Below are 24,216 nucleotides of genomic sequence, written 5' to 3'. Positions count from 1 at the left end.
CAACTCGAACCACTGATGCATGTTCAGGTCGGTGTTGCAGCTGTCTCTTGCAACACTGATTCGGTGCAGCGCTCTTTCCAGAGCTTGAGTTCCGCCTGCAAACAAGGGGTCAGGACTTCCTAATCACCCCATGCACTCGCCACATACTTTGCATCTCAAGATGATCCGCAGTGCTGCCGTCGCCCCCGAAGCAGGACACAGCCAGTGAGTCCCCGAAGGTTCCGACGTTTTCAAAAATCCGCAAACTGCTGCCCTGGATTGATGAGCCGACGCGCTTCAAGTAGGCAAATTGCTCCCCCCGCTGAGCAGCCACGAAAGCAACCATATCCCCCTTCATTCGATCCAGTGTGGCCCCGCTGGGTATCTCCATTTGTTCCAGCAAGACGAGGTCGCCGTTTCTGACAACCGGGTATCCACTGTCTTCAATGATACGGGCAGCAAGGAGCTGCCTGTCCAATACGGAGCAGCTGTCGACAGAACGAGCCTCTTGGCCTCCGGCTCTCGGGACACTGTCATAGAGAACCCCAACGATGGGAAGAATCCGCACCTTGCTCCTCGGCAATGTGAGCGCCGGCGCTACTCGCTCGCTACCTGACTGGTCACATGCGAGGGTCAGCCTCGAGGCGTCACTTTGGTCAACATGGTATCGCCGAGCCAATACGCTGCTACCGTGAAGTGCGATGACGGGATCGCCGCTTCTTGCCTCACCTGAAAGCGAGACCGCCACGATTTGACCAGGCAAAGCCAATGCACCGAGACTCGCGCCCCGGATGGCGAACAGCGCAACGTCTCCCAGGCTATCGAAGGAGAAAGTAGTGCGCTCCGCCTCGATAGCGAGGGCATCGGAATACGTGCGAGCGCTAAAATCACCCAAGACCTGGATGGGCTGCTGATCCAAAGCGATCGCTGCCGGGGCCGCCGGAGGTGTAGCAAAGAAGAGATCCTCATCCTCTCGTGTGAGACGCCCCATGAACCTCGCATATGACGCGTTACAGCTGCGCAGTAGTCGGTCAACCTCATCGAAGGACTCGTCGACTTTCCCGGCCTCGAACGGAGTGACATCTCGCAAGTTATGGTGAGCCTTGTTGATGATCAGATAGAACTCCGATCCAGGCCTCAGCGCCCGGCAGTCCAGCAAACGCTCAAACGGGATCTCATTGAAAGGCTGCTCACCATGATTGCGGGCACTGCTGATATGGTTGATAAGGTCAGCCAGCGTGGGCTTGTGGATAAGCATCGGATCTGCAGCGAGCAGGTCCCATAGGCGGCTTTCGATGTGAAGCCGCACTCGCTCCACGAACTCCTGGGCCTTACCAACATTCGACTCGTCATCACGCCAAACAGCTCGACGCTCAATCACCTCTTCGACTGCCGGAGTGAGTGCGACCGTCCGCCGCGAGGAGGAAATCGGACTCACTTGGAGCATCGTCCAAGATGGCGAGCCTGACGAAAGTTTCGGCAATCGACTTTTGACCGCCGCGATGAAGCGGTTGTCATTTGAAGTGATGATAGGCGCCATGCCTGCCTCAACGAGCTTCGGAATGACTGCCGCTAGGTTCTCCGTGTTGATCGGATCGAAGTAGGTCTGGGGATCGTCTAGTTGCAGAATCTCAAGGGCGCCCGCACGATCACGAATGCGTTCCCACAAGCTGAAGACAAACGCCCATACACACGCCCGTAGGTGTGAAGAGTTCATCACCTCATTAGCTGGCACTCGCAGGCCCCCATAACCTGCGTATATCCCCACCCCGTGAATTCTGGATGGATCGAGGCCGATATAGCCAGGTCCGCCGACGTAGTGAGGCCGATAGATGACGTTGAGCCACGCAGTCGTCCTCTCATCAAGCAGTGCTATCAGCCCCTCAACTTGCTGACTCACAAGGCCTGGCAACCGAGTAAATTGCTGGATTGCTGCGGCTGCTCGCTGCAGCAAGTGATGCCGCTGGCGAGCTTTTACCCAGGTCTGCCGGATCGCCTCAATTTCACGGAGTTGGCGCAGCAGAGAGATGATGGGTTCGGCGCTGGTCACTGCTTGCTCTAGCGCCACCACTTGGTGCCTGAGTGGAGCCGATGCAATTTCCACCTGACCTTGCAAGGCTGAAGCTCGATCGAACGTGCCCGCTCCGAAGTATCGCTGAGAGATCTGCCTGATCTGGTCCTCACTCAGCTGTCGATGAAGGGATAGGGATAGAGCAGTCTGCAGGTTGGTAAATCTAGTGGCGAGCAAGGTATTGCGGAGTTCGACCGGCAACCCGACGATCTCGACGTCAGGCAGAGGTGGGATCGGATTCGCCTGGACCGCGAGGTCCCAGACTACAGCTGCGTTTTGTTTGAGTGGGCGCAATTGCGTGTTAAACGCAGCGTCCTGAAGCAGCTCGTTCACATACGCATTGCGGTATAGTCCTAGGAGTGTCGCAGGAGCCTTTACATCTACGAACAATCTCAGACTTGCGGGAAGGGCTTCCAGCAGCTCCGCGGCGGCGTCCTTCTGCCAGTCCAATAATGTCTTCGTAGCGTCATTGTGCGCTTGCGCGCTGATCTGTAGAGCTTCAGCTACGCCTTTGTCCAGCAGGGCATCTGGTGGCACCTCAGAAAGGTCTGAACCACAGACCGGACAATCGCCCAAGCCCAGTTCGGGGTGATGTCGGCGATGCCATTGGGAAACCATCGCATACAGCTGCCAGCGAGCAGCTTCTTCTTTCTTCTGCTGCCGCGCCACTTGCTCAATAGCCCGCGTCTGCAACTCCTGAAGCTTGGCTAGTACCGCATCCCTATCAGCGACCTGGATCTCCCCAAGGCGCTTAAGTGTTTCCACGGACGGAAGCGTTGCGATCGCAAGTGAGCCCAGGCGCTCTCTCGCATCTCGCAGGACAGTTTCCAACGCTATTACTTGATCCTTCGTTTCCAAGGACAGGGAAGCGGCGAGGATCGCGTCAATGTCCTTCTGTCCACGCTGGCGGAGCGTCTCCAGGTGTAACACGGCAGACTCGATGGCAGCCTTACAGCTCTCTTCCTCGGACTCTTGTGGCGGATATAAAAGGTTCGGTACTGCACCGAGAGCCTCCGTCTGGGAGCTCCAGTTCTCTTCAAGGGTGAGCATGCTGGCGGCGTAACGATTGAGCGCAGCGTCTGCATCACTCTCCGCTTTGTCGCTTTCATCCACCGATAGTCGCCGCACTAAGCGTTCTGAGCGTTTGCCAAGATCCTTCAGTGGTCTTAGCCCGGTTAGCTGGGCGATCGCATCTGCAAACGTGGTCTTTTCGTCAAACCTCATCGTGGCAGCCATCGCCGGCATCAATGTTCCGGCCTCGATCGCCCACTGTGGAAGGCCTAGATATTCGAGGCCAGTACACTGTGTCGAGATAGCTCCCCGGGGACCGCGCTTGAGCTCTCGCTTCACCACAATCTCAGTCCCAGAATGCTCTCGAAGTGTAAGCTCAACCCAAGTGTCACAGGCAGGCTTGTCCTGGAGTGCGGCTAGATCATCGGCGGATGGGAGAGGAACAATCGGAGGAAGGGACAGAGTGCGGGCGGAGTCGGGGGACAAGAGATCGTCCTTCTCAGACTCCTCCATCATCTCCAATGCTATGGGCATATGAACCGCGGCAGGCTTGTGCTGGGAACGAAGCGCCTGACCAGTCAAGCACCACATAATCGCACTTTGAAGCGCTGACTTGCCGGCGCCGTTAAATCCCCAGATACAGGTGACATCGCGATCTAAATCGAGCGACAAGATGTCTGGGGACTCGCCGTTGACGCCGCAATGACGATGCAGACCGGCAAAGCGATGCACTCTAACTCGGGTAATGCGCCACCGGGGGCGATTGAGTGGTGACGCGACTGGATGCGTTCTACGGACTATTGGAAGTGGCTGCTCAAGAGCTTGCAGCAGCTGATCCACTTCCACGCTGGAAAGCGGTTTCTGCTGTGGCCAGAGCTCAGTACGAGAAGCATAAAACCTGAACGCGGCCCGCGCGTCTTCGCTATCGAGTACGAAAAGTCCCGCATTTTGCGGTAACGCGATCGGGCACCCTGCTGACAAGGCGTCAACGATTTCCTCAAGCGTGCTGCTCTCCAGCTCGAGGGGGTTATCCAGTAGTTGGTCTACCTGTTCGCCCGACATTGCCTTCTCCCTTCCTTGCGCTCAGCGGGAGCGGCGACGAATACTTACCTCTCCCAATCATTCAGTAGAACAAGACCAGCAGATGTGAGCACCACGCTTCAGATCTGATCGTCTAGGGGTACAGCTTGTAAGTACTACCGTCGTAGCGCATCTCAGCAACGAGCTCACTGATTTCGAGCCCATAGGTGCGCAGCAGCCATCGGGACTGACCGCCGACCTCTTCGCCAACACCGGATCGCCCATGAAGTCCGATTCGGTTGTTGACCAGCAGGATGTCGCCAGGGCTGATCACAACGCTGCGTAGCTTGTTCACGCAGTGCTTCACAAAAGCTTCTACAGCGCTGCTGGCCGCGTTCTGCGCGTCGATGTCGGTCTCTTCGCTCCCGTCATCGGTTAGGAGCGGTGCAGTCACAGAACTGTGGCTGAATCGCACCCAAAAGCCTTCCGGTCGCGGGGACAGGACACTTCGGTTATCAAGACGTGGTGGGCGCGTGCTCCTCAAATTCAGGATGCGCGCGAGGCCTTTACGGAAAGTTTTCTGCGGGACGATCGAAAACTGCGGCTTACACAGCTCGGCGATCTCGCTATCTGACAACGCTGAAAGTACCTCTGCTAAAGGCATCACAGTCGTCTCGGTACTGTTTGGGTTGCGCAGCGCCGACAGGCAAACGAAATCAGGTGATGGGGCAAAGTTCGGATACTTTTCATCGCGCTCTCCCCTGATAGGAAAGAACACGCCGTCTGTGTGACCACGCATGCTGCTTTTGGATTTCTCCGCCATATGGTCATCCCCATCCAGGGCAACCAGGTTAACGAAGAGATGACCGTCATTTTCTGAGGCGTAAGAAACTACCGAGGAGTCGATGGTGGCGAGACAGAGTATCGCGCTCGCGCGTGCCGCTATAGTCGCCCGGCAATCGGGCACGGGGAGGAAATCGACCGGCGTCTCAGGCAATTGGTCATCGTACCCCTCCGTGGGGAAAACGCCCTGAAGGTGAATGCAAGGCTCACCCCAGGCTAGCTGCTTCAGCTGGTCGCGAGTGACGCCGGCAGCCTGCAGACGCGAAAGCAGATTAGGCAACAAAGCATTGCTGAACTGAACAGGGTCGCTCTGCTCGTCAGAGCAGCTCTGAAGTGACCTTCCTGCCATCCAGTTCGCAATTTCTGTGCAAACCGCTTCCGCAAAAATTTTTTCCAATTGCACACGCACCAACCATGGTGATATAGAATTGATATATCAAGCCTGTGGGCTAAACATACAAGCATCCGTGACCAACGCCAAGCCTACCATGAAAAGTGATATCAATCTGACCTCGCTCCACCTCCGGGAATGGGCTGAATTCCTCCTGCACGTCTCAGCGGTCGGGGAGTTTCGAGATAAGGTGGGGAGGCATGAATTCTCCTTCGGCCTGCCGGGTGGAGAAGAATTAAACGTTGCCGCGGACACGCCAGACCAATTGGCAAAGAAGGTCATGGCCGAGCTGGCAGATACGCTGGTGTCTCCACCGGTCGTATCAGAGCACTCCAGGAAGGGGAATTGCTCGGCTGCAGCTATTCAGGGAGGTCCGGAAGAGACGATGACTAAGCACTCTGATGATCAAGCTTCGACTCAGACATCGAAAACGTACACGAAAGCCAAGAAGGTTACCGTTGGCGTGAGTAGCAACCGAGCCATGTACGACATGGTTGCTAGCGCTGCTGAGAAGCACGGTATGTCGGCCGCAGACATGGCTCGCCAGTTGGTTGAGCAGAGCCTTGAGCGCTTCTACACCGAAGTCGATGAGCAGAGTCCTAGGCAGCTCTTTGAGAAATATGAGGAGAGGCTTCGAAGCTATGGCGAGAAATCCTATCAGTGGATGGCTCGCCTAGACGCCGACTTAGGACTGGACATCAAACTTGCAGCGCAGGAATTCAAGAAATCGGCCTCTCAAATGGTGGGGTATTTTGTTGCTGAAGGGCTAGCACAGCAGGTCGAGTGCCAGAGCACTGATGTGGCTGACAAACAGATGCGGGAGGCATTAGATGCTACCGAGCCGTTCATTGGAGTAAGGGCTAAGGCTCTAGCTGAGAGCGTTGGACTTGGTAAGCAGCGAGGCTTGATGAACCAAGTGCTAGGCGGAGCAGTGCTTGCGCCGCGAAGATTACTGGATGCGCTGTCGCGTAAATTAGGAGTGACGGCCGACTCGTTGAGAAAGGCCTTTGAGTTTCGCTTTTTCGACTCCACGGCACCGGCATTCAAAGCCCCGGACGGTAGCCCAACTGTTTGTCTTCAAGCCAAGACTTGGGAAGTGGGCGTAAAGGCATTGCAGTTGCCGGCGGACGAAGAGCAGAAGCTTCTGGCACTCGGTGACTGATGTGAATCCATATGATCGCGCGCGTCGGAAGGCCCTAGAAGTACGCTCAGATCTACTGATTCATTGCGTTGGGAGTCGCCCAAACTGCAATGAGTTGGTCAACGCCATCGAAGATGCCATCGAGCTTGCGATCGAGCCAGTGCCGGAGGGCCACTTCGAGCTGGGTACGGGTGAGGCTGCGCTCAAACGAGAGCTTGAGACAATCTATATTCGCCGAGACGTCCCGCTCTCCGAGCGAGCCTATCTGTTAGCTCATGAGCTAGGCCATTGGTTCCTCGACTTCGTTGAGTCGAAAAAGACGATCAGCCAGCTGGCCATGCTGGATCCATCCGGTGCGGCCCCCGGGGCGACGATCGTTGAAGGCTACGGCGCATGGGAGCGCCAAGAGCTTCAAGCCAACGTCTTTGCGCGCGAACTCCTCCTGCCTAGAGATTTAGCAAAGCAGATGTGGAGCGAAGGCATGCGCTCAAGGCAGATAGCCACGCAGCTGCAAATGCCCTTGGAGCTCGTTCGGCAACAGCTAGCAGATGCTCTCCTGCTTCCGGACGTCCCCATCTCTCCGGCAAGCCAGCCACCCGAGCCTAGCGATGCACAGAAGACCGCTGCGGAAGCCCCGGAGCGCTACACCAACGTCGTCGCAGGGCCTGGAACCGGGAAAACCACCACGCTAGTTCATCGCATCACACACCTGATTAACGATGGAGTTCCTGCGAGCAAGATCTTGGTGCTGACTTTTACTACAAAAGCAGCCCAGGAATTGGTGGAGCGCTTAAGGTTGGCGAATGTGCCCGGGGCCACACAGGTGTGGGCGGGCACCTTTCATGCTCTTGGTCTCGAGTTTCTACGCAAGTATCACGCGGACTTTGGTCTCGCCCCTCAGATCAAGGTGGCCGACTTACTTCAGCAGGTCAGGCTCCTGATTAAGGAGCTGCCAAATGTTGACCTTCACTACTACCGAAGGCTGCAGAATCCGTATGACTGGGTACCAGACGTCCTCAAAATCATCAGTCGGCTGAAGGAAGAACTCGTCACTCCTGAAAGGTACACGGAGATCCTCGCAGGCCTGGTGCCAGTCGATGAAGATGTGGCGTGCCAACGGCAGGACATCGAGAAGCTGTACCGAGTTTACGAGGACGCTCTCCGACATGATGGTTGGGTCGACTACACCGACCTATTAGTCTTACTGACTCGCAGAGCTGAAACGGATCGGGAATCCATTGCCGAGTTCGTAGATCAGTTCGAGCACATCTTGGTCGACGAGTACCAGGACGTTACTCACGTTATGGTCGAGCTGGTGAGACGTCTTGGCTCTGCCACCAAGAAGCTCTGGGTGGTTGGTGACATTCGCCAGGCTGTACACCACTGGCGTGGAGCCTCAATCCAAAGCTTGCTCAAATTCCAAGAGGCGTTTGCGCGAAAGGAGTCTACAGACACCATCCAGCGCTACACCCTGGACATCAATCGACGCAGTACGCCAGAAATTCTGCGAGTCGTAGAGCTTGTGGGGCGTGATCACCAGCTGGAAGAAAAGCTTCCTCTGGACACGGTCCGTCCATCGAGAGCAGCAAGCAACCAGTTACCGGTTCGGCATGCCTGCGATTCAAGCGGCTCGCAAACGTTGTCCATCGCGCAAGAGATCCATCGATCAATAATCAGCGGAGGCCTCTATCGCCAGCACTGCGTTATCAGCTCCAGCAATGCCCAGATCGACCAGCTGTCAGAAGACCTGGCTGACCTTGGGGTACCCACGCTGCATATGGGAGATCTGTTTCAGCGACCCGAAATCAGGCCTTTCCTGTGCTTTATGCTCCTGGTCAGCCGGCGCAGCCCAGCAGCTCTCAAGGGATTGCAGAGCACTCCGCTGCTACGAATGTCAGATTCCGACATCGACTGGCTAATGGCGCAATCGAAACAGGGCCCGGGCTGGCAGCGCGGCCGGTGGATTGGAAGACAGGCTGATGGACTCTCTCCAGAGGGTCAGCAGACGAACAGCAACTTGGCGAGCCTTCTACAAGGGCTGAAGTGGAGCACCCGCCCTTGGGACTTCGTGTGCGATCTGATCTTCGAGCGAGGATTCGGACTGCCCGAGCTAGATAATGACTCGACTGCGCGACAGATTGATCGCCTCGCTGTGTGGCTATTCCTCTATGGCGTCCGAAATGGGGACGGTGCTGCTAGTCGCGCTACGATCCCCCAGTTCTTGCACAGAGAGGATCTACGCCGCTGGATTAAGCAACGCCCAGAACGCACCCTGCCGCCAGAGGCGAGTGCTATCAACGCTGTGCGCTTGATGACGATTCACGGCAGTAAGGGGCTCGAGTTCCCTGTTGTACATCTGGCCAACGTCGACAACTGGCGGTTTGGACGCCAGGCCCCTACCAACTCAGGTAAGGAGCGAAAAGAGCTGCTATTGCCCCCTGAGGTACTCAACAGCACCCAGGAGAGTCGCCTTTTCGAGGAAGCTGTTGAGCGAAACAATCTGCTCTACGTTGCCGTTTCACGGGCCAAAGACAAGCTCAACATCTACACCACTGTTGATGACGTCGAGGTGCCAGCTTCCATCCGTAATAAACACCTGATCGAGATTCGGAAGGGCGCACAATACGCGCGTAGCAACACATCGCAGAATCGCTCGCAGGTAAGTGAGCCGACCCTAGGAGTCTCATTTACGGGCATAGATACCTTTATGACTTGCCCGCAGCAGTTCCATTTCGCCCACGAGCTTCGGCTGCCGGCCGAGCAAGAAGTGGATGTTTCCATTAGAGCGAGAAGCGCGTTGATGGAAGCCCTTGAGCAAGTGTTCCGAGATGGAACCGCGCCAGGGAGCATATTGGGGGAGGTTTGGTCAGATAAGGGCCTGCCCAATACGGAGTCGGACAGCAACCTTGTCAGTGAAGCTCAGCAAGCATTCAGCAGAGGGCTTGAGATTCAACATGTGCACGGTGCCCGATATCTGGCGCCCCAGATAGCAGTAGTGGACGGGCTCGCGATTGAGATGCCATGGATGCTCGAGGGCCGGGATGGCACTCTTCACTGGCTTCGCACCGGAATGAGCCTCGACTATTTGGCGAGTAATGTCCGGCCCTTGATTCTCAATCTCGGGGGCAAGAGACACCAGACTCTCGCACTGCACTCGCTCACGAACGGCTTGCAACTGGATTGCACGCCCTCAATCAAACCAGCTATGACTCGGTTGGTGAAGGCTGTTTCTAATATGCGTAAGGGCGATCGACCTCCGCGCCCAGGAGACGCGTGCAACCGCTGCGCTTACAGGGCCATCTGCACTAGCAATAATTAACTTTGTGGGGTGGAAGAACGGCGCAGCCCGACGGTACACCCTCAAGGCCTTTGAAAAGCGCGGAGCTCGAACTAGCAGGGCCCAACGCTTATCTTTTGGCTCTCTTGAGGTCAGCCGCGCGCGTGGCAGACCACACTTCCACTCGTATGGTGGGGCCGAGAGTATTCGATCTATCCCACAGAGCCCAGCCAACTGACCGCGGTTTCATTCAGTGGGCTGAGCATCAGTTGTGGCTCCGACTCTAGCGAGGCTTCTTCGGCTTGGGCGGAGGATCCATTGACTCGAGATCGTCATAAAAGGCGTTGGCCAGATCCTCATCCGACGGCTCGGGCAGGCGAGAAGGACGAGGCGCCTTGTTTGGTCGGGTGGACTCCGATGTCGGCTCTTCGATGTGCCTCAGGGCAACTCGCTCGCTTTCGTTGAGTGAAGAATCGAAAACCGTCTTGATGACGCGACTGTCTCTATCCGCACGGGCAAATGCCACAACGTTAGACTTCAGAGCAATGGGAAGCTCAAACGGACAGCGAAGGTCTGAGCGCGGCCCCGTCCGACGATTCTGAAGCGCTTGCAGCTGCAGCTCCTCCACGTCCTCCTTGTTAGCTGAATAGGCAGAAGAGCGATATGCCCGGCTGATATCGGACAGGGTCAGACACTCACGCCCAGCAATGCGCGCTTCGATGTAGGCCAGCGTTATAAGCTGTACAACAAGCCGCTTGATGCCAAATGTGGATCGATAGATTTCCTGAGCAAAATCGTCAGCTGATGCTCGCATATTCCCCCCCGAGACCCTGATGCACTCAGCGATGTAACTCCTCCATCCCACACTATCCGGATCATCGGGCAGCATGATCCTTGGCTCAGAAAGCAGACGCTGTTTATCTTCGCTGTTGCGGCCCAACAGCTTGTGCACGAGGCTGTAATTGGATACGTACACCATCGGAGGACCAATCGCGGCCATGGTCAGCAGTATGTCTGTGACCTTGGAGGCCCCTTGCCCAGTGTTGATGTGCTGAGTCTCCTCAAGCAGGAGCAGCGACACACCATCCCTGTTTGCACGGCGGCGACACTCAACAAGAAGCTTTGCGGAGTTGTAGCTCGTGGTTCTTTTACCATCCAGTACAAAATCCGCCAGCATCTGCCTGCCGCCAGCTTTGCCTCTAGCGCTGGCGTACCAATATGAAATTAGCTGCAGGCTTCCCTCAAAATGGTCGCAGGAATAATCCAAGGGTGGAGGTAAAACCTTCCGTAGCGCGGCGATCGTCTGGCTCTTACCTATCCCTGCCAAGCCGGTCAGGCAAATAGGAGCAACCTCTACGTCGGGAGGGTTATAAATCCTGGAAATGTATTCCACCTCACTCGAAAATAGCTTTCGGCTGTATAGCGAGGCCCTGGTAGCAATCTCCTTAATAAAAGCTAGAGAAAAATCGTTGGGTAGATAGATCTGCCTCAGGGCATCGGCGAGGGTTTCTGCGGCAAGCGAGACATCTAATCCACCCAACTCAACAACGGCGTCAGGCTTAACCGTTACCCGCTCGCGGATCTGCTCGGTATCCAAGCACCCGTCGAAACGAGTATTGATGATCTCGTTCACTTAGCGCTTCCTCTGAAGCGGTTGTAGTCCGCCGTGTCCCGCAGTGCTGCTCCTCCTTTAGCAGGTCGACCTAGCTTTCGCTGACCGCCGTCCCACTCCTCTCCAGTATTTTTCTTGAATCTGTCCCTATAGTCCTGCTGGATAGCCGGTCTTTCATACCGCAGAGCAGCCGCCCCAGCGCGGCGCTTTTCATCGATCTCTATCAGTTCGCGCAGCGAGATATCTATGCTTCCTTCCGGCGTGCTTGCGGTGCGGACAAAGTCCAGCTCGTAGAGCAATCCCTCTACCTCAACCCAGATATGCCGCACGCACATAGTAAGGACAAATGCAGTAACCTGAACTGCGCCATTTCTAGCGACCCGGTCAAAAATACGGGTATTAGTTAGCGCTTGAGATCGGTATCTTCTTCCAAAAAAATGCACAGCATCATCTTTTATCGTAGCTTTCTTCTCAGCGAGAAATGACCTAACAGCCATATCGAACGGCATACCAATAGAGCTATTTCGGCCCCGACCATCCAAGTAACACCAAATATTATGAGGCGTCGGCTTTAATCCTAACCGTGCCAGTTCTTCGTCCACTCTCCCACTAGCGTCGGAGGAATGGTTGTCCAATAACACTTGTAAGATTTCGCGACGAGCCATCAGTACAAAATTTAGATTACTGTGAACGTAGGTCGGCTGATCAAGGCTCTGTTTATCTCTGGGATGGGACGACTCAACGGTAGCCTTGGACTGCCCGGAAAAGGTAGGCGTTAGCTCAAAGCTCCCAAGCCAGTTGATTTCAGCCTCGCAATCGAAAGTAGCCCCAGGCCCTCTATCGAAAATGAGCCCCCCTGAAAGCCCGACGCTCGGCCACTCACCTGGCCTGACCTCCATACCAAATAGCTCACCAAACTTCACCTTATCAACTGCCATCGAGAACAAGGCCATTTTGTAGGCCTCCATATTTTCATGGCCTTCTGAAAACCCAATACCAACCACAGCTCCGGATAAGCCACAGACAGCCCGCACCACGCAGAAACTATCCACCGCACTACCTTCGGTGAGACCCGATAGCTTTTCAGAAATAGAATATCCATCGAACTCAATACGTTGGTTCAGGTTTGTGAGTCTCTCAGCAAAGCTGCCTTCAGATCCGGTTTGAGCCCTGGTTTTGTGAATGCCTTTTAACTCAATGGAGAGCGCTTTAGGGTTGAGTAATTTCCGAATCCAATATCTAAACTGAGGGAATGATGGGAAGGGCTTCCCTTCAGGATGGCTGAAAGTCCTAGAATCTCCTTTGGCTCTTACAACGCAGCCAAACTCCTTGGTTAATACATCCGCATAAATCTTTTCCTGTGAGCTATGCGCCGACTTGAATTTCACAAACCCTGAAACGATCTGCGCCTTCATTTCATGAGTGCATGGATACCCGGATCTCCGCCCCTTCGGAGATGGCCTCCCAAGCTTCCTAAGCTGCGATTGGCTTTCACGGTTCCATCCACCAATACGGTGAAATGGTGGCATTAAAGCCCACTTATTAAATCCAAAGACGATATAGCTATAGAACCACAGCCTAACCCTGCCAGCATTCTGCGGCCGATCATAAGCCTTGGCGTGTGCATTTATGATCGCACTAGGATTTTCGCTACTCAGTATTTCGTGATATCGAGCCACCAGCTCCGATATGACCATATACCTACGATCGACTTTCTGGTTATAGCTTTCCTTCGTGGATTTTCGACGGCCTTCCAAGTACAAGGCAGAATAGCCTTGGATGGGGCCTAGCCAAGGCGGGTAATCCTCATGTCCGTTTTCAATCAGCAGGGCGTGTTCCAGCCCTTCCTCGAACTCAATCCTAGTTAGCGTAACAAGCTCCGCATGCAGATCAGATTTCTCATCGGTAAACAAGACAAGTCTGACCCGACTTCTATCCGAGTCACTGCAAAGGAAGTGATAGACCCTCCCTTGCTCAAGGCAAAGAAACCCCTCAGGCGCAACAATTCGCGCTCCGAGCATCATGCCTCAAACTCCTCAAAAAGCTCACCATAGACTGAAAACAAATCTTTCCGTTCGCAGCATAATGGATGATCAATCAATATCGGCTTAAAGAAATTTACTGGTAGTTTTCGCTCCCAAATATCTTGATAGATTTTTGCCAAAAATTGATCGCGAGAACCCCAGTGAGCGCCATATTTAATGGCAACATGCGCCAAAGGCACCCCCTCAGTAAATGCTTCCTGTATTGCACAACTAAAATCCGCCATTAACTGCGACTCATGAGTGACTGGCAGGCTGTGCATACCGAACAGAAGATCGAGATTGGCAATTACCATCGGGTCAATCATGTCCATCGCTACTTGGACCGTTCTTATTCCGGCGCGAGCGTAGTACTCCGCCTCAAGTTTTGCTCTAAGCTCAGCGTGGTCTCGATCTTTCTTTTGCTGAGCAGGTGTTTTTACACTTAACCTTCTTCTTTCGGAAAAGGCCTCCTTGGTATCTTTTACCGACCAATTCACTGCATAGGGGTTTCCATCACAACCAATCATATACAGCAAGAGATCACCCTGATAAGGAAACGCCACGTACTGACGCCTCCCATCAGGGTATTTTTTCACTATTTTATAATGCTTAAATCCAATCTCCGTCGCTATTTTTAGTGTACCTGGCAAGGGCGTCGGAAATTTACCAATCATCAAAGGGTGCCCACGTAACGGGTGAACCGTTGCAACAGGCGACAGCATCTTCTGCTCATGAATATCAAGAAGTGCAGGATGATGAAGCGCAAGCTGCGTAAATATGCGCTCTGGCGTAGACAAAGCGTGTAATGTTCGACCGAGCTTTCGGCTGTTCAACTTACTTACACGGGAGCCTTTAGGCGCCTCACCCGGTACGACCAAGGTGGATGGTATATAAACATCACCCCACTGAAAGTGGGCTTGGCGACTAATTATCAGGTCATATTTCTGCTGTGGTGTCATCACAGGAGCTCCATTGTCATTCGGTCGTCCAGCGCACAGCCATTACTACGAATGGCCAACGCATGAACGAAGCCCTTCCTCCACAAGCGAGCACACTTAAGGCTCGCCGTTCGCGATTAAGCTTTTTCTGAGGATGAACGGAGCCGTGCGGGACTTGACGTCCCGCATGATGCGGATAGACAATGGATTCGTCAGGCAGTCAAATCTGACTAATCCAACAGAGGCCCAAGGTAGCACTTGGGCCTTTGTCTATCTGACTCCTAGCTCCATGCATCTAGCTAGACGCCATATAACCACCTCTTATATTCACTCGCTAAGCCCGCCCGAGTTAGTCAATGCAACCCTCTCGACCCTCTGGAGGGATATTTCCACCCTCGCAGCATCTACTTGGCAATACTCTTACTGCATGACCAAGCTAGCCATGTTACCGCCAGAAAATGCCTACTGACAACTAAAAAAGCCTTGCAAAAGTGCGCCTTGAGAGGCGGCACCATGGTGCCAAATTGATAACTAGCGTCTCAATATCCTACAAATAGACCGCTCTTCCCAATCACCACCCCTCTTATATCAATACATTCTGAGACCAATAAATAATTAAGAGCCCGCCTTTTGGATCTTTATATCCCTTCACGTATTTAGCTTTTACCGCTATAAATCACCTCCTGCATCCGGAGCTTGATTTATGCACCCACCCCCAAACAAAGAGACAGCTAATCTCTCAGCAGTAACCTTAAGATGGCTGGAGGATGAGACATTCTTCAGTCTCTGCAGTCGTCTGCACGTTATCTGGGGAAACATTAAGACGGCCGCTACCTCTCGAATGCTATTCGGCTCCGCGGGCATCACGATCGCGCACGATTTTCCACACAGCCTGGATACACTGCCGTGCAATATATCTTCGGCACTAGGTGACTCCGACTCGATCATCTGTCGGCATACCATCCTCCCGCTATTCTTCCCGTTCCAATCAAAGGAGCATGTACAGGCAGTCATGGCAGCGGTGAAAGGTCCTCAACTTGGATCAATCAAGTACCGACTCGGATTATTAACTGGGCGCTTTGGCGCGGAGCACCCATTAAAAGCCTGCAGTGCCTGTATGGAGGCTGATGCAGGCGCTCATGGGGTTGCTTACTGGCATCTTGCCCACCAGTACCCGGGCGTAATTGTTTGCCCAACTCACAAGTTGAGGCTTCAGGAAAGTACTCGCAATCGGGAATGGTCGGGGCGTTTCCAGTGGGCCTTACCAGAGAAAACAATGCTGACGTCCTGGCCAGACGCAGTTGAATCCATTGCTCAGCAGGCGCTTCTTCAATTCGCCACGTCAATCTTGGACCTTGCTGCTGTCGGGACCTGTAAGTCCTTTGATCCACTGGTTGTGACATCGGTTTACCGCAACGCCCTTCGAGAAATGGGATTTCGCAACTCCGTCTCGCAAAAAGCAGCCCCCGCGCTCGCGGAGTATGCCGCGCTGCTTCAGCCTTACCATCCGCTCACATCACTACCTAACACCGCACAGAAGGCCTGTTCGTACATTGGGCAGCTCATCAGAAGCCCTCATGGCCACAGCCATCCACTCAAGCATCTGGTAATGATCACTTGGCTGTTCGGGCAGGTCAGCTCCTTCATTGAGGCCTATGATCGTGAAGAGGCGTGCTGGGAGCGGGCGACATCTCCCCCTACGGAAGCGCTCGATCGGAACAGACCCTTGGCGAGACTTACTGAGTCCGACAGCGCCTCCCCCCGCATGCTCAGGCCGAAAGTTCTCAAATATCCCGTCCGTGCCGAAATACTGAAGCTGCTTGGTCAAGGCGTGCCGAAAGATGATGTCTGTGCTCAATTTAAGATCACCATATCGACGGTCAATAAACTACTTAGAGCTGAGCCTGCGATAAAGCAGGCTTGGGTAGAAGCCACACTCAGGAAGAGGTTGTTGGAGCATCGGAATGACTGGATGTCTCTAATTGATAGACACCCCGACTCAAGCACTAAAGTAATTCGCACTGAAAACCCCAAACTCTATGCTTGGCTTTACCGTAATGACAAAGCTTGGTTGCTCCAGGAAACAACCAGACTCCCCACTGGACGAATCGGAAATAACTCAAATATCGATTGGGAGCTGAGAGACCAAGCACTCGAAGCAACCATTTTCGCCGCACTTCAACAAACACTTTTCTGTGATAAAAATAGTGAGCGGGGCATCAAAGACATTTTCACACTAAGCCCGACACTATCGAGCTGCTTACAAAAGCGTGACCAATACCCACGCACACGCGCACTCCTACACAAAATAAAGCAGCGCCGATAGCTCTCCCCTTCATTAGTTTGGGGAAGTCTGAAGACGGCGTCCGAGCCTTGCGGATATAAAAATCCCGTTATCCGCCCTAATGGATCAGTCACCTTCACCGATGCTGAGTACGAAAGTCCATGGAGAAGCTTGGGATTTAAGCGATCGTAAATCATGATGCCGAGGTGTTGGAAAAAGCGCGAATGCTTCGGCGAGCATCTTCTCCCGTCCTGAACCATTCGAACAGAACTTGGGCAATGGTGGGCGCGAGGAGCAATGTAAAACTTCCCCCCGCGAGGCGATAGAGCCTATGTCCAATGAGGAGTGTTCGCTCCGAGCCAGCACAGCCTTTTCCTTAGCTCAAATCCCTTGTTTAGCTGTACAGCTAAACAAGGGATTTGAGCTAAGGAAAGACAGAATTAGGCAAGTCTTCAGCCGGCTTCCTCCGGTCGTGGCAGGTCGGCCCCGGCAGTTGAGGGCGCTCAAGAGAGGCAGCAAGCGCTGCCCTAGCGGATGCTCCAGAATGGGGGGAGCCTGTTTGCCGGGACACCACCAGCGTTCGAAATTGACCGGCTCGACCTATATACAGCCGAGAACTTCAACCGGTACTCCCCGGATCTCTCCATCGAAGTAGCTGAGGCCCTGACTGCCATTGAGTCCTCCGCGGTATCTAGACCGCTTCGGGAGGCGAGCATGGGGCTGACATTGCGGAGAGCTTCATACGTCGTGGTATGCACAATGGGAATGAGCCGGTTTCCTGCCAGAAGTGTGGAAAGCTCCTTGTCAGCGACGCTTACTTTGGAAATGCGGGCCAGAAGCGCAGGGGTGACCAACACAAGCCCGATTCGAGAATTCGCCAAGCCCTCGTCGATTGCCCGCATCATCGGAACGCCGAGTCCAAGGTTTTTCTCGCTGAACCACACTTTGAGACGCGACGAATTTGCAACCCATCACTTCTTCAGCGTAAACATCTTGGCGTCATATACGAATGTTTCCTGCCTGGTGGCAGCCACCTGTTTGATCGCCGGATGCCTCGGGTTAAGCACAATGTTTCGCTCAAGCGGCATCACCGCCGAAGGCACGATCAGACCCAGATGGTCCCCTTGGCGCAACCACTGGGTACTAGAGGACATACTGGGCGTATCAGCTGGAAGCGCATTCCACCCTACAGGTAGCTCTGCCTGATTAGGCTTCCAATACAGATCCTCATCATCCGGCAGAGCCCATTCCGTAATCGTCATCGGAATCAAGGGCGGCCCGTTCTGATGAACAAAGGTCTCCAGGACGCAGATAGCCGGGGACAACCCCATGTAAACCGCATCCACCTGTTGCTCGTTCCAACGCCCGCCTTCGATTCCCGCTCCTATGCCAGATAGGTCATTTGCCCGCGATGCCTTGCAGATCCGCCAAGCCCGCATCAGGCCACACCGCCCCATTCGATGGCATGCAGAATTCGCCGAACCTGGCGGGCGCCGAGCTCGGTCAGGCAACGCTGAAACGGTGTTGAGCCCCCCAGCGCACTGTTAGGTGTCACCATCCAGCGCGTAGCCACGCCCTTGTCCTCGAACACCGACTCGGCCAGCACCGAGACCTCCGCTAACCTGTCCAGACGCTCTGACGCCACAACACCAAGCGTGCGTCCCCCCTTAACGGTACGGTCGATCGTTGAGGGCGAAACCTCAAACAGCCTGGCTAAGCCAATCTTGTTGACGTCAAAGGCACGCTGCACCGCAAACAGCCATTGCGTCTTGAAGCCCGCCGACATGGCCTCTATGCGATCCGCTTCGGACTTCTCGCTCAGGCTATGCGCCAAACGGTAGAAAGCTTCATAGCCCTCCCGCTCGCGCTTCCCCGGCGCAGCCGTCAACTCAATCGAAGGGTTCATATCCATCACCTCAAATGACAAATTTTGGAACGTCATTTGATGATGCCACACCACCTTTCAAAGAGATAAGCATCTCAGGAGTATGTGAACGGGATATGGGCGCGTTCCTCCAGCGCCGCTCTAACCCCTCCGGGATAGGGGCCATGCCACCAACCTGAACTAAGGTGCCCTCGACGTCGGGCCCCTCAAATTTTTTCCTGCAGCCCCTTAAAGAAAGCCGCGATATTTTCATCATTGCGTTTGTAATAGGTCCAAGGTCCAATTCGCTGCGAAGTCACAAGCTGCGCGCGCTGCAAGGAAGCCAAGTAGAGGGAAGTAGTGGATTGAGAAAGCCCGGTACGCTCTTGGATGATGCTCACACACACACCTACCGATTCTGGGTCTACTTCCTGCTCAGGAAAGCTTGTCCGGGGATCTTTGAGCCAGTTCAGAATGGCAAGTCGCATTGGATTCGCCAGAGCCTTCAAGGCCTCGTTCACGTCGATGCTCATAGATTTTGCGATACCTAATTTTCGCGATATGGCTATAGCTTGTTCGTTCCTTAGTGAAATTGAAAGGCCTTGGGGCGCGGCAGCGCCCCCAGAGGGGCGCTGCCGCGCTCATTCACGGACGATATCTCGGGTAGTCTGTATAGCCTTTGTCCGTTCCGCCGTACATGCTCGTCGGATCGACCGGATTTAGAGGCCAGTTGTTAGCGATGCGCATTGGCAGATCCGGATTGGCGATGAACGGGCGGCCAAACGCAATGAGATCCCCCCAGCCCGCTTGGATTACCCGATTACCGCGCTCTGCCGTGTATTTACCCGCGTAGAGAATCTTACCGCTAAACGCTTCACGAACAGCTTCCCTGAATGTCTCCGGCAACTCGGGAGCGTTATCCCAATCGGCCTCAGCGAGCGATAGATAAGCGATGCCGACTTCCTCCAAAACCTTCACAGCCTCAATGTAAGTCTGATGAGGATCCTCCTCGACCAAGCCAAGATAGACGCGGTCTTCATCGGTGGTGGCGAACAGCGGAGCGAAACGCACGCCCATACGATCCTTGCCAATAACTTCAGCAACGGCCATGGTAATCTCGCGCAAGAAGCGCAGGCGATTTTGCAGTGAGCCACCGTATTCGTCGTCTCGACGATTGGTATGTGCAGAAATGAACTGGTTTACGAGATAGCCGTTCGCGCAGTGCAGTTCGACCCCGTCGAAGCCAGCCTCCAAAGCGTTGCGCGCAGCTTGCGCATAATGCTGAACGAGCTCCCTAACTTCTTCAATCGTAAGTGCACGCGGCACAGAAGGTTCGGCCAGCGCGCCGATGCCAGGACCGGTTTCGATAAAGACCTTGACGTTTTCTGCTCTGATTGCTGAAGGCGCGACAGGAGCATCGCCTCTGGGTTGCAGTGTGGTGTGCGATACCCGCCCAACGTGCCAGAGTTGGGCAAAAATAACGCCGCCTTCGGCATGAACTGCGTCAGTAACTTTGCGCCATCCCTCGATCTGCTCAGCACTGTGGATGCCAGGCGTCCAAGCGTAGCCTTGACCTCTGGGCTCGATCTGAGTGCCTTCAGTGACCATGAAACCTGCCCCGGTGCGCTGGCAGTAATAGGTCGCCATCAGTTCGTTTGGAATGTTTCCTGGCTGAGAGCTGCGCGAGCGAGTCAACGGTGGCAAGACAATGCGGTTCTTGAGCGTGTACGGGCCCAGCTGGGCGGACTTGAAGAGTTCAGAATCCTTCATATTCGTATACCTGGATATCTAGAATATTAGATTAATGGAGCGAAATTTGGAATATTCGGATCAAAACTACACGTGACGGTATCTCGTTGCGGCTGAGGTAGAAATCTGCTTCTAGCTGTAAGCACCAAGAATGACACTTAAGGTCCCGTCCAGCATCGGCCCTCATGCAGCTGCAAGGTGACAAGTATCGACCAAAAGCTACCGCTTCTCACTGCAAGCAATACGCCCAGCCCTCAATTAAACTGATGAGGCCAAACCACAACAGCCAGGATGTAATCCGAGCCGTTACATGGGGCACCTGCCGGATACATGGCGGCGCGTCAGGAATACTATTTCCGATATCTAGATATGTCAATATCTAGATTTTACGGCAAATCTATTAGGTGCTAGCTATCGGTAGCCATTAAATTTGCCGGCTACTCCGCCGCGGCCATCACGAAAACGATATAGCTCGAATGGAGCGATAAATTCCATAACGATATTAGAAAAATATTTCTTATGTCGTTTTAATCTTTATCGATTCCCGTCCATTCCGGAGCCCGTTTTGAAACTCTCCCTCCCCGTTATCGGCCTGGCGCTGGCCGCCAGCTGCGCATCCGCCTTCGCAGGCACTACTCTCGATCGCGTCCAGCACCAGGGTGAACTGGTAGGCGTGCTGATGGAAAACTACCCGCCATTTTCCTTCCTCAATGCCCAGAACCAGCTCGATGGCTTCGACGTCGACATCGCCAAGGCCGTGGCGGAGCGCCTGGGCGTCAAGCTACGCCTGGAAACGCCGTCCTGGGACGTGATCGCCGCCGGCCACTGGAGCGGCCGATACGACGTGTGCGTCTGCTCCATGACCCCCAGCCAGGCGCGCGCCCAGGTCTTCGATTTCCCGGTGAAGTACTACGAGTCCCCGGCAGTGATCGTGGTCATTGCCAAGGACTCGCGCATTGCCTCGGCCAAGGACCTAGACGGCAAGAAAGTCGGCGTGATCAGCGCTTCGACCTACGAGAGTTACCTGCGCAAGGACCTGGTCATCGAGGGCGCGGAAGACAAGCCGCTGAGCTACCCCTTCGAGCAGGTCGAGATCGCGCCTTACGACAACGAGACCGTCGCCTTCCAGGACCTCGCCCTGGGTAGCGGCGTGCGCCTGGACGCCATGGTCACCAACCTGGTGACGGCACGCGAGCGAATCGCCCAGGACCCGCGCTTCAAGATCGTCGGCCAGCCGCTCTATGGCGAGCCCAACGTGGTGGCCATCGAGAAAGGCGACCCGCAGTGGAACGCCAAGATCACCGAGATCATCGGCCAGCTGCGCCAGGACGGCACGCTCGCCCGCATCTCGAATAAATGGATCGGTTCAGACATCACCCGATGAGCGCGTTCCAGAATCCCCCCTCCAGACTGCGCGACGCGCCGGCAGAGCCCCTGCTGGCGCGCCTGTTCGGCTTCCGTACCCGACTGTACCTGACCTGGGCGGTCATGCTGCTCCTGTGCGTGGCGTTTTTCCTCAGCTTCGACCTGAAGCTGGCAATCATCCTCGACAAGTGGCGCAACCTGGTGGGCATCAACCTCGCGCCCAACGGCTTCCTGCAGGGGGCGGCGCTGACGCTGTTCCTCAGCTTCTGCTCGATCTGGGTCTCATTGCTGCTAGGTTTCGTAACGGCGTTGGGCCGGATGTCGAGCAGCGCCGTCGCCTTCGGCGTGGCCAGCTTCTATGCGTCCTTCTTCCGCGGGACGCCGCTGCTGATCCAGATCCTGCTGATCTACCTGGGCCTGCCCCAGCTGGGTGTGGTTCCAGGTGCCATCAGCGCAGGCATCCTGGCGCTGTCGCTCAACTACGGCGCCTACCTGAGCGAAATCTTCCGCGCCGGCATCATCGGCGTGCCGCAGGGGCAACGCGAAGCCGCGGCGGCGCTGGGCATGAACCGCACCCTGACCTTCTGGCGCATCGTCCTGCCGCAGGCCATGCGTACCATCATTCCGCCGACCACCAACCAGTTCATCTCGATGCTCAAGGATTCGTCGCTGGTCTCGGTGATGGGGGTCTGGGAGGTGATGTTCCTCGCCCAGTCCTACGGCCGCGCCTCCTACCGCTACATCGAATTGCTCAGTGCCGCCGCCCTGCTCTACTGGCTGATGTCCATCGGACTGGAGCTGATCCAGGCCCGGCTGGAGCGCCATTACAGCCGGGCCTACGACACTCGCCGCTGAATATACGCGCGCGCCTCCGACCATCATTCTTCAGGAAATCCGGATGTCCGACCCCAAACCCCTGCTCTTCGCCCTCTATGAACAAGCCAGCGTCGGCTGCGGCGGCGCGCCCAGCCTCTGGACCCACCCGGCCGACGAGCGCCTGCGTATCAACACCCTCGGCTACTGGACCGATCTGGCCCGCAGTGCCGAGCAGGCCAACCTCGACATGCTGTTCTTCGCCGACGTGCTCGGTCTGTATGACGTTTATGGCGGCTCCCATGAGGCCGCGCTGAAGTGGGCGGTCGAGGCACCGGCCAACGACCCGCTGCTGCATCTGCCAGCGCTCGCGGCGGTAACCGAGCGCCTGGCCTTCGGCGTGACCATCAGCACCACCTACGAACACCCGTTCAGCCACGCCCGGCGCCTGAGCACCCTCGACCACCTGAGCAACGGCCGCGTCGGCTGGAACGTCGTCACCTCCTACCTGAGCAGCGCGGCGCGCAACTTCGGACTCGATGAGATGATCCGCCATGGCGACCGCTACGCCCGCGCCGAGGAGTTCCTCGACGTGGTGTACAAGCTCTGGGAAGGCAGCTGGGCGGATGACGCCCTGGTGGCCGACAAGCACGGGCAGACCTATGCCCGTGGCGACCGCGTTCGCCCCATCGAGCACCACGGCGAGCACTACCGGGTGCAGGGCGCGCATCTCTGCGCTCCCTCCCCCCAGCGCACGCCGGTGCTGATCCAGGCAGGCTGGTCCGAGCGCGGCCGCGCCTTCGCGGCCAAGCATGCCGAACTGATCTTCATCGCCAAGTCGCGTCCGGAAGAAATCCGCGCCGGCCTGGAAGACATCTGGTCCCAGGCCGAGGCACGTGGCCGTACCCAGGACGACATCAAATCGCTCACGGTGCTGCGCATCGTCACCGCCCGCACGGCCATCGAGGCGCAGAAGAAGTACGACCAACTGCAAAGCAACTATCACCTGCAGGCGCAGTTGGTGAGCTATGCCGGGGACACCGGCATCGATCTCGACCGCTACGCCGACAACGAGCCGCTGACCACCGAGACCCAGGGGCTGACGTCCTATGTCATGCGCCCGGACGGCAGCGGCCAGCCACTCACCGCCGGCGATGTGCGCAAGCGCTTCGCCCAGGTGACCCGTGGCACCGACCTGATTCTGGTGGGCACGCCTGAGCAGGTGGCCGACCGCATCGAAGAACACGCCCGCCTCTCCGGCACGAGCGGCTACATGCTCAATCCGCTGATCAGTCCCGGCACCTTCGATGACTTCGCCGAGCTGGTGATCCCCGAACTGCAGAAGCGCGGCCTCTATCGCACTACTGCGCAAAGCGGGACTTTCCGTTCTCGCCTGCGTGCCGATCGCAGCGATCGCCTGCCGCAGAGTGCCTACGGTGCTTCCTTCCGCTTTGAATGAAGTCGCGCGACGACGCTCCAGGTTGCCGATGTGCGGCAGCATCGGCAACGCTGTGACAACCGGCCCCACCATCTACCGCTTCTCCGAGATGCAGGTCTAGGGTCCCGAAGACCCTAGTCCACGAGAAGTGTGGCGACGACATCATTACAATCCAGAGAAGGGGCCGTGCCGTTATCACCCTAGATGGCAAGTTGTGCAAATTGGCCCAGTACCTGGTGGTGACCGGGCCAATGATCCATTTCACTGTGATGTCACTACGACGTTTTAAACATGGTGCGGCATTCCCGTGTCCTCCATGCAGGTGAATGGCCATGGAATCATTATTCGTTCTGCTCCACGGTGATGTTTGCTCCGTGGCATTGGTCTAGGCCCCGT

The 24,216-nt window shown here is 55.6% G+C and carries 15 protein-coding genes; 6 read left to right on the top strand and 9 right to left on the bottom strand.

Going from position 1 to position 24,216, the window contains the following annotated elements:
- Nucleotides 1-109: 109 nt before the first annotated feature.
- On the bottom strand, nt 110-4,123 hold the full coding sequence (locus ACNFH5_RS11845) for an AAA family ATPase (protein WP_416746169.1): 4,014 nt from the start codon (nt 4,121-4,123) through the stop codon (nt 110-112).
- A gap of 112 nt (nt 4,124-4,235) precedes the next feature.
- Nucleotides 4,236-5,327, bottom strand: a complete 1,092-nt coding sequence (locus tag ACNFH5_RS11840) for a taurine catabolism dioxygenase TauD (protein ID WP_416746168.1) — start codon at nt 5,325-5,327, stop codon at nt 4,236-4,238.
- An 85-nt stretch (nt 5,328-5,412) separates the two neighbouring features.
- On the opposite strand from ACNFH5_RS11840, the gene ACNFH5_RS11835 reads away from it, so the two are divergent.
- Nucleotides 5,413-6,477: a hypothetical protein gene (locus tag ACNFH5_RS11835; protein ID WP_416746166.1), complete on the top strand. Its 1,065-nt coding sequence runs from the start codon at nt 5,413-5,415 to the stop codon at nt 6,475-6,477.
- Between the two features lies 1 nt (nt 6,478).
- Nucleotides 6,479-9,775, top strand: a complete 3,297-nt coding sequence (locus ACNFH5_RS11830; protein ID WP_416746164.1) for a UvrD-helicase domain-containing protein — start codon at nt 6,479-6,481, stop codon at nt 9,773-9,775.
- 241 nt (nt 9,776-10,016) lie between these two features.
- Here ACNFH5_RS11830 and ACNFH5_RS11825 read toward each other — a convergent pair whose 3' ends face one another.
- Genes ACNFH5_RS11825 through ACNFH5_RS11815 form a run of 3 tightly spaced genes read right to left on the bottom strand, consistent with a single transcriptional unit; the run spans nt 10,017 to nt 14,328 of the window.
- Nucleotides 10,017-11,366, bottom strand: coding sequence for an AAA family ATPase (locus ACNFH5_RS11825; protein ID WP_416746163.1), 1,350 nt, complete (start codon nt 11,364-11,366; stop codon nt 10,017-10,019).
- Nucleotides 11,363-13,369, bottom strand: coding sequence for a transposase (locus tag ACNFH5_RS11820; protein ID WP_416746161.1), 2,007 nt, complete (start codon nt 13,367-13,369; stop codon nt 11,363-11,365). Before ACNFH5_RS11820 ends, ACNFH5_RS11825 begins: the two co-directional genes overlap by 4 nt.
- Nucleotides 13,366-14,328 (bottom strand): hypothetical protein, encoded by a 963-nt coding sequence (locus ACNFH5_RS11815; RefSeq protein ID WP_416746159.1) that lies wholly within the window; start codon nt 14,326-14,328, stop codon nt 13,366-13,368. The genes ACNFH5_RS11820 and ACNFH5_RS11815 overlap by 4 nt, the downstream gene beginning before the upstream one ends.
- Nucleotides 14,329-15,010: 682 nt before the next feature.
- Here ACNFH5_RS11815 and ACNFH5_RS11810 point away from each other — a divergent pair.
- Complete coding sequence (locus tag ACNFH5_RS11810; protein WP_416746157.1) at nt 15,011-16,633, top strand: TnsD family Tn7-like transposition protein; 1,623 nt, start codon at nt 15,011-15,013, stop codon at nt 16,631-16,633.
- A 929-nt stretch (nt 16,634-17,562) separates the two neighbouring features.
- Here the strand turns inward: ACNFH5_RS11810 and ACNFH5_RS11805 are convergent.
- The 4 genes from ACNFH5_RS11805 to ACNFH5_RS11790 form a co-directional block, all read right to left on the bottom strand.
- Nucleotides 17,563-18,030, bottom strand: a complete 468-nt coding sequence (locus ACNFH5_RS11805; RefSeq protein WP_416746155.1) for an RES family NAD+ phosphorylase — start codon at nt 18,028-18,030, stop codon at nt 17,563-17,565.
- Nucleotides 18,030-18,533, bottom strand: coding sequence for an antitoxin Xre/MbcA/ParS toxin-binding domain-containing protein (locus tag ACNFH5_RS11800; RefSeq protein WP_416746153.1), 504 nt, complete (start codon nt 18,531-18,533; stop codon nt 18,030-18,032). The genes ACNFH5_RS11805 and ACNFH5_RS11800 overlap by 1 nt, the downstream gene beginning before the upstream one ends.
- 149 nt (nt 18,534-18,682) lie before the next feature.
- The gene (locus tag ACNFH5_RS11795; RefSeq protein ID WP_416746152.1) at nt 18,683-18,988 is read right to left on the bottom strand and encodes an ArsR/SmtB family transcription factor; all 306 of its coding nucleotides are present in this window, start codon (nt 18,986-18,988) and stop codon (nt 18,683-18,685) included.
- Between the two features lie 112 nt (nt 18,989-19,100).
- The gene (locus ACNFH5_RS11790; protein ID WP_416746150.1) at nt 19,101-20,225 is read right to left on the bottom strand and encodes an alkene reductase; all 1,125 of its coding nucleotides are present in this window, start codon (nt 20,223-20,225) and stop codon (nt 19,101-19,103) included.
- A 544-nt stretch (nt 20,226-20,769) separates the two neighbouring features.
- Between ACNFH5_RS11790 and ACNFH5_RS11785 the strand changes: the two genes are divergently transcribed.
- From ACNFH5_RS11785 to ACNFH5_RS11775, 3 genes are read left to right on the top strand one after another with little or no spacing between them, the layout of a single operon-like run.
- The gene (locus ACNFH5_RS11785) at nt 20,770-21,588 is read left to right on the top strand and encodes a transporter substrate-binding domain-containing protein (protein ID WP_416746149.1); all 819 of its coding nucleotides are present in this window, start codon (nt 20,770-20,772) and stop codon (nt 21,586-21,588) included.
- Complete coding sequence (locus tag ACNFH5_RS11780; protein ID WP_416746147.1) at nt 21,585-22,424, top strand: amino acid ABC transporter permease; 840 nt, start codon at nt 21,585-21,587, stop codon at nt 22,422-22,424. Before ACNFH5_RS11785 ends, ACNFH5_RS11780 begins: the two co-directional genes overlap by 4 nt.
- Before the next feature lie 43 nt (nt 22,425-22,467).
- Complete coding sequence (locus ACNFH5_RS11775; RefSeq protein WP_416746145.1) at nt 22,468-23,841, top strand: LLM class flavin-dependent oxidoreductase; 1,374 nt, start codon at nt 22,468-22,470, stop codon at nt 23,839-23,841.
- The last annotated feature ends 375 nt before the right edge of the window (nt 23,842-24,216 follow it).

It is taken from the genome of Pseudomonas sp. NY15435 (assembly GCF_048068295.1).
In the GTDB taxonomy this organism is placed as follows: Bacteria; Pseudomonadota; Gammaproteobacteria; order Pseudomonadales; family Pseudomonadaceae; genus Pseudomonas.
This window is presented reverse-complemented; position numbering and strand designations above follow the sequence as displayed.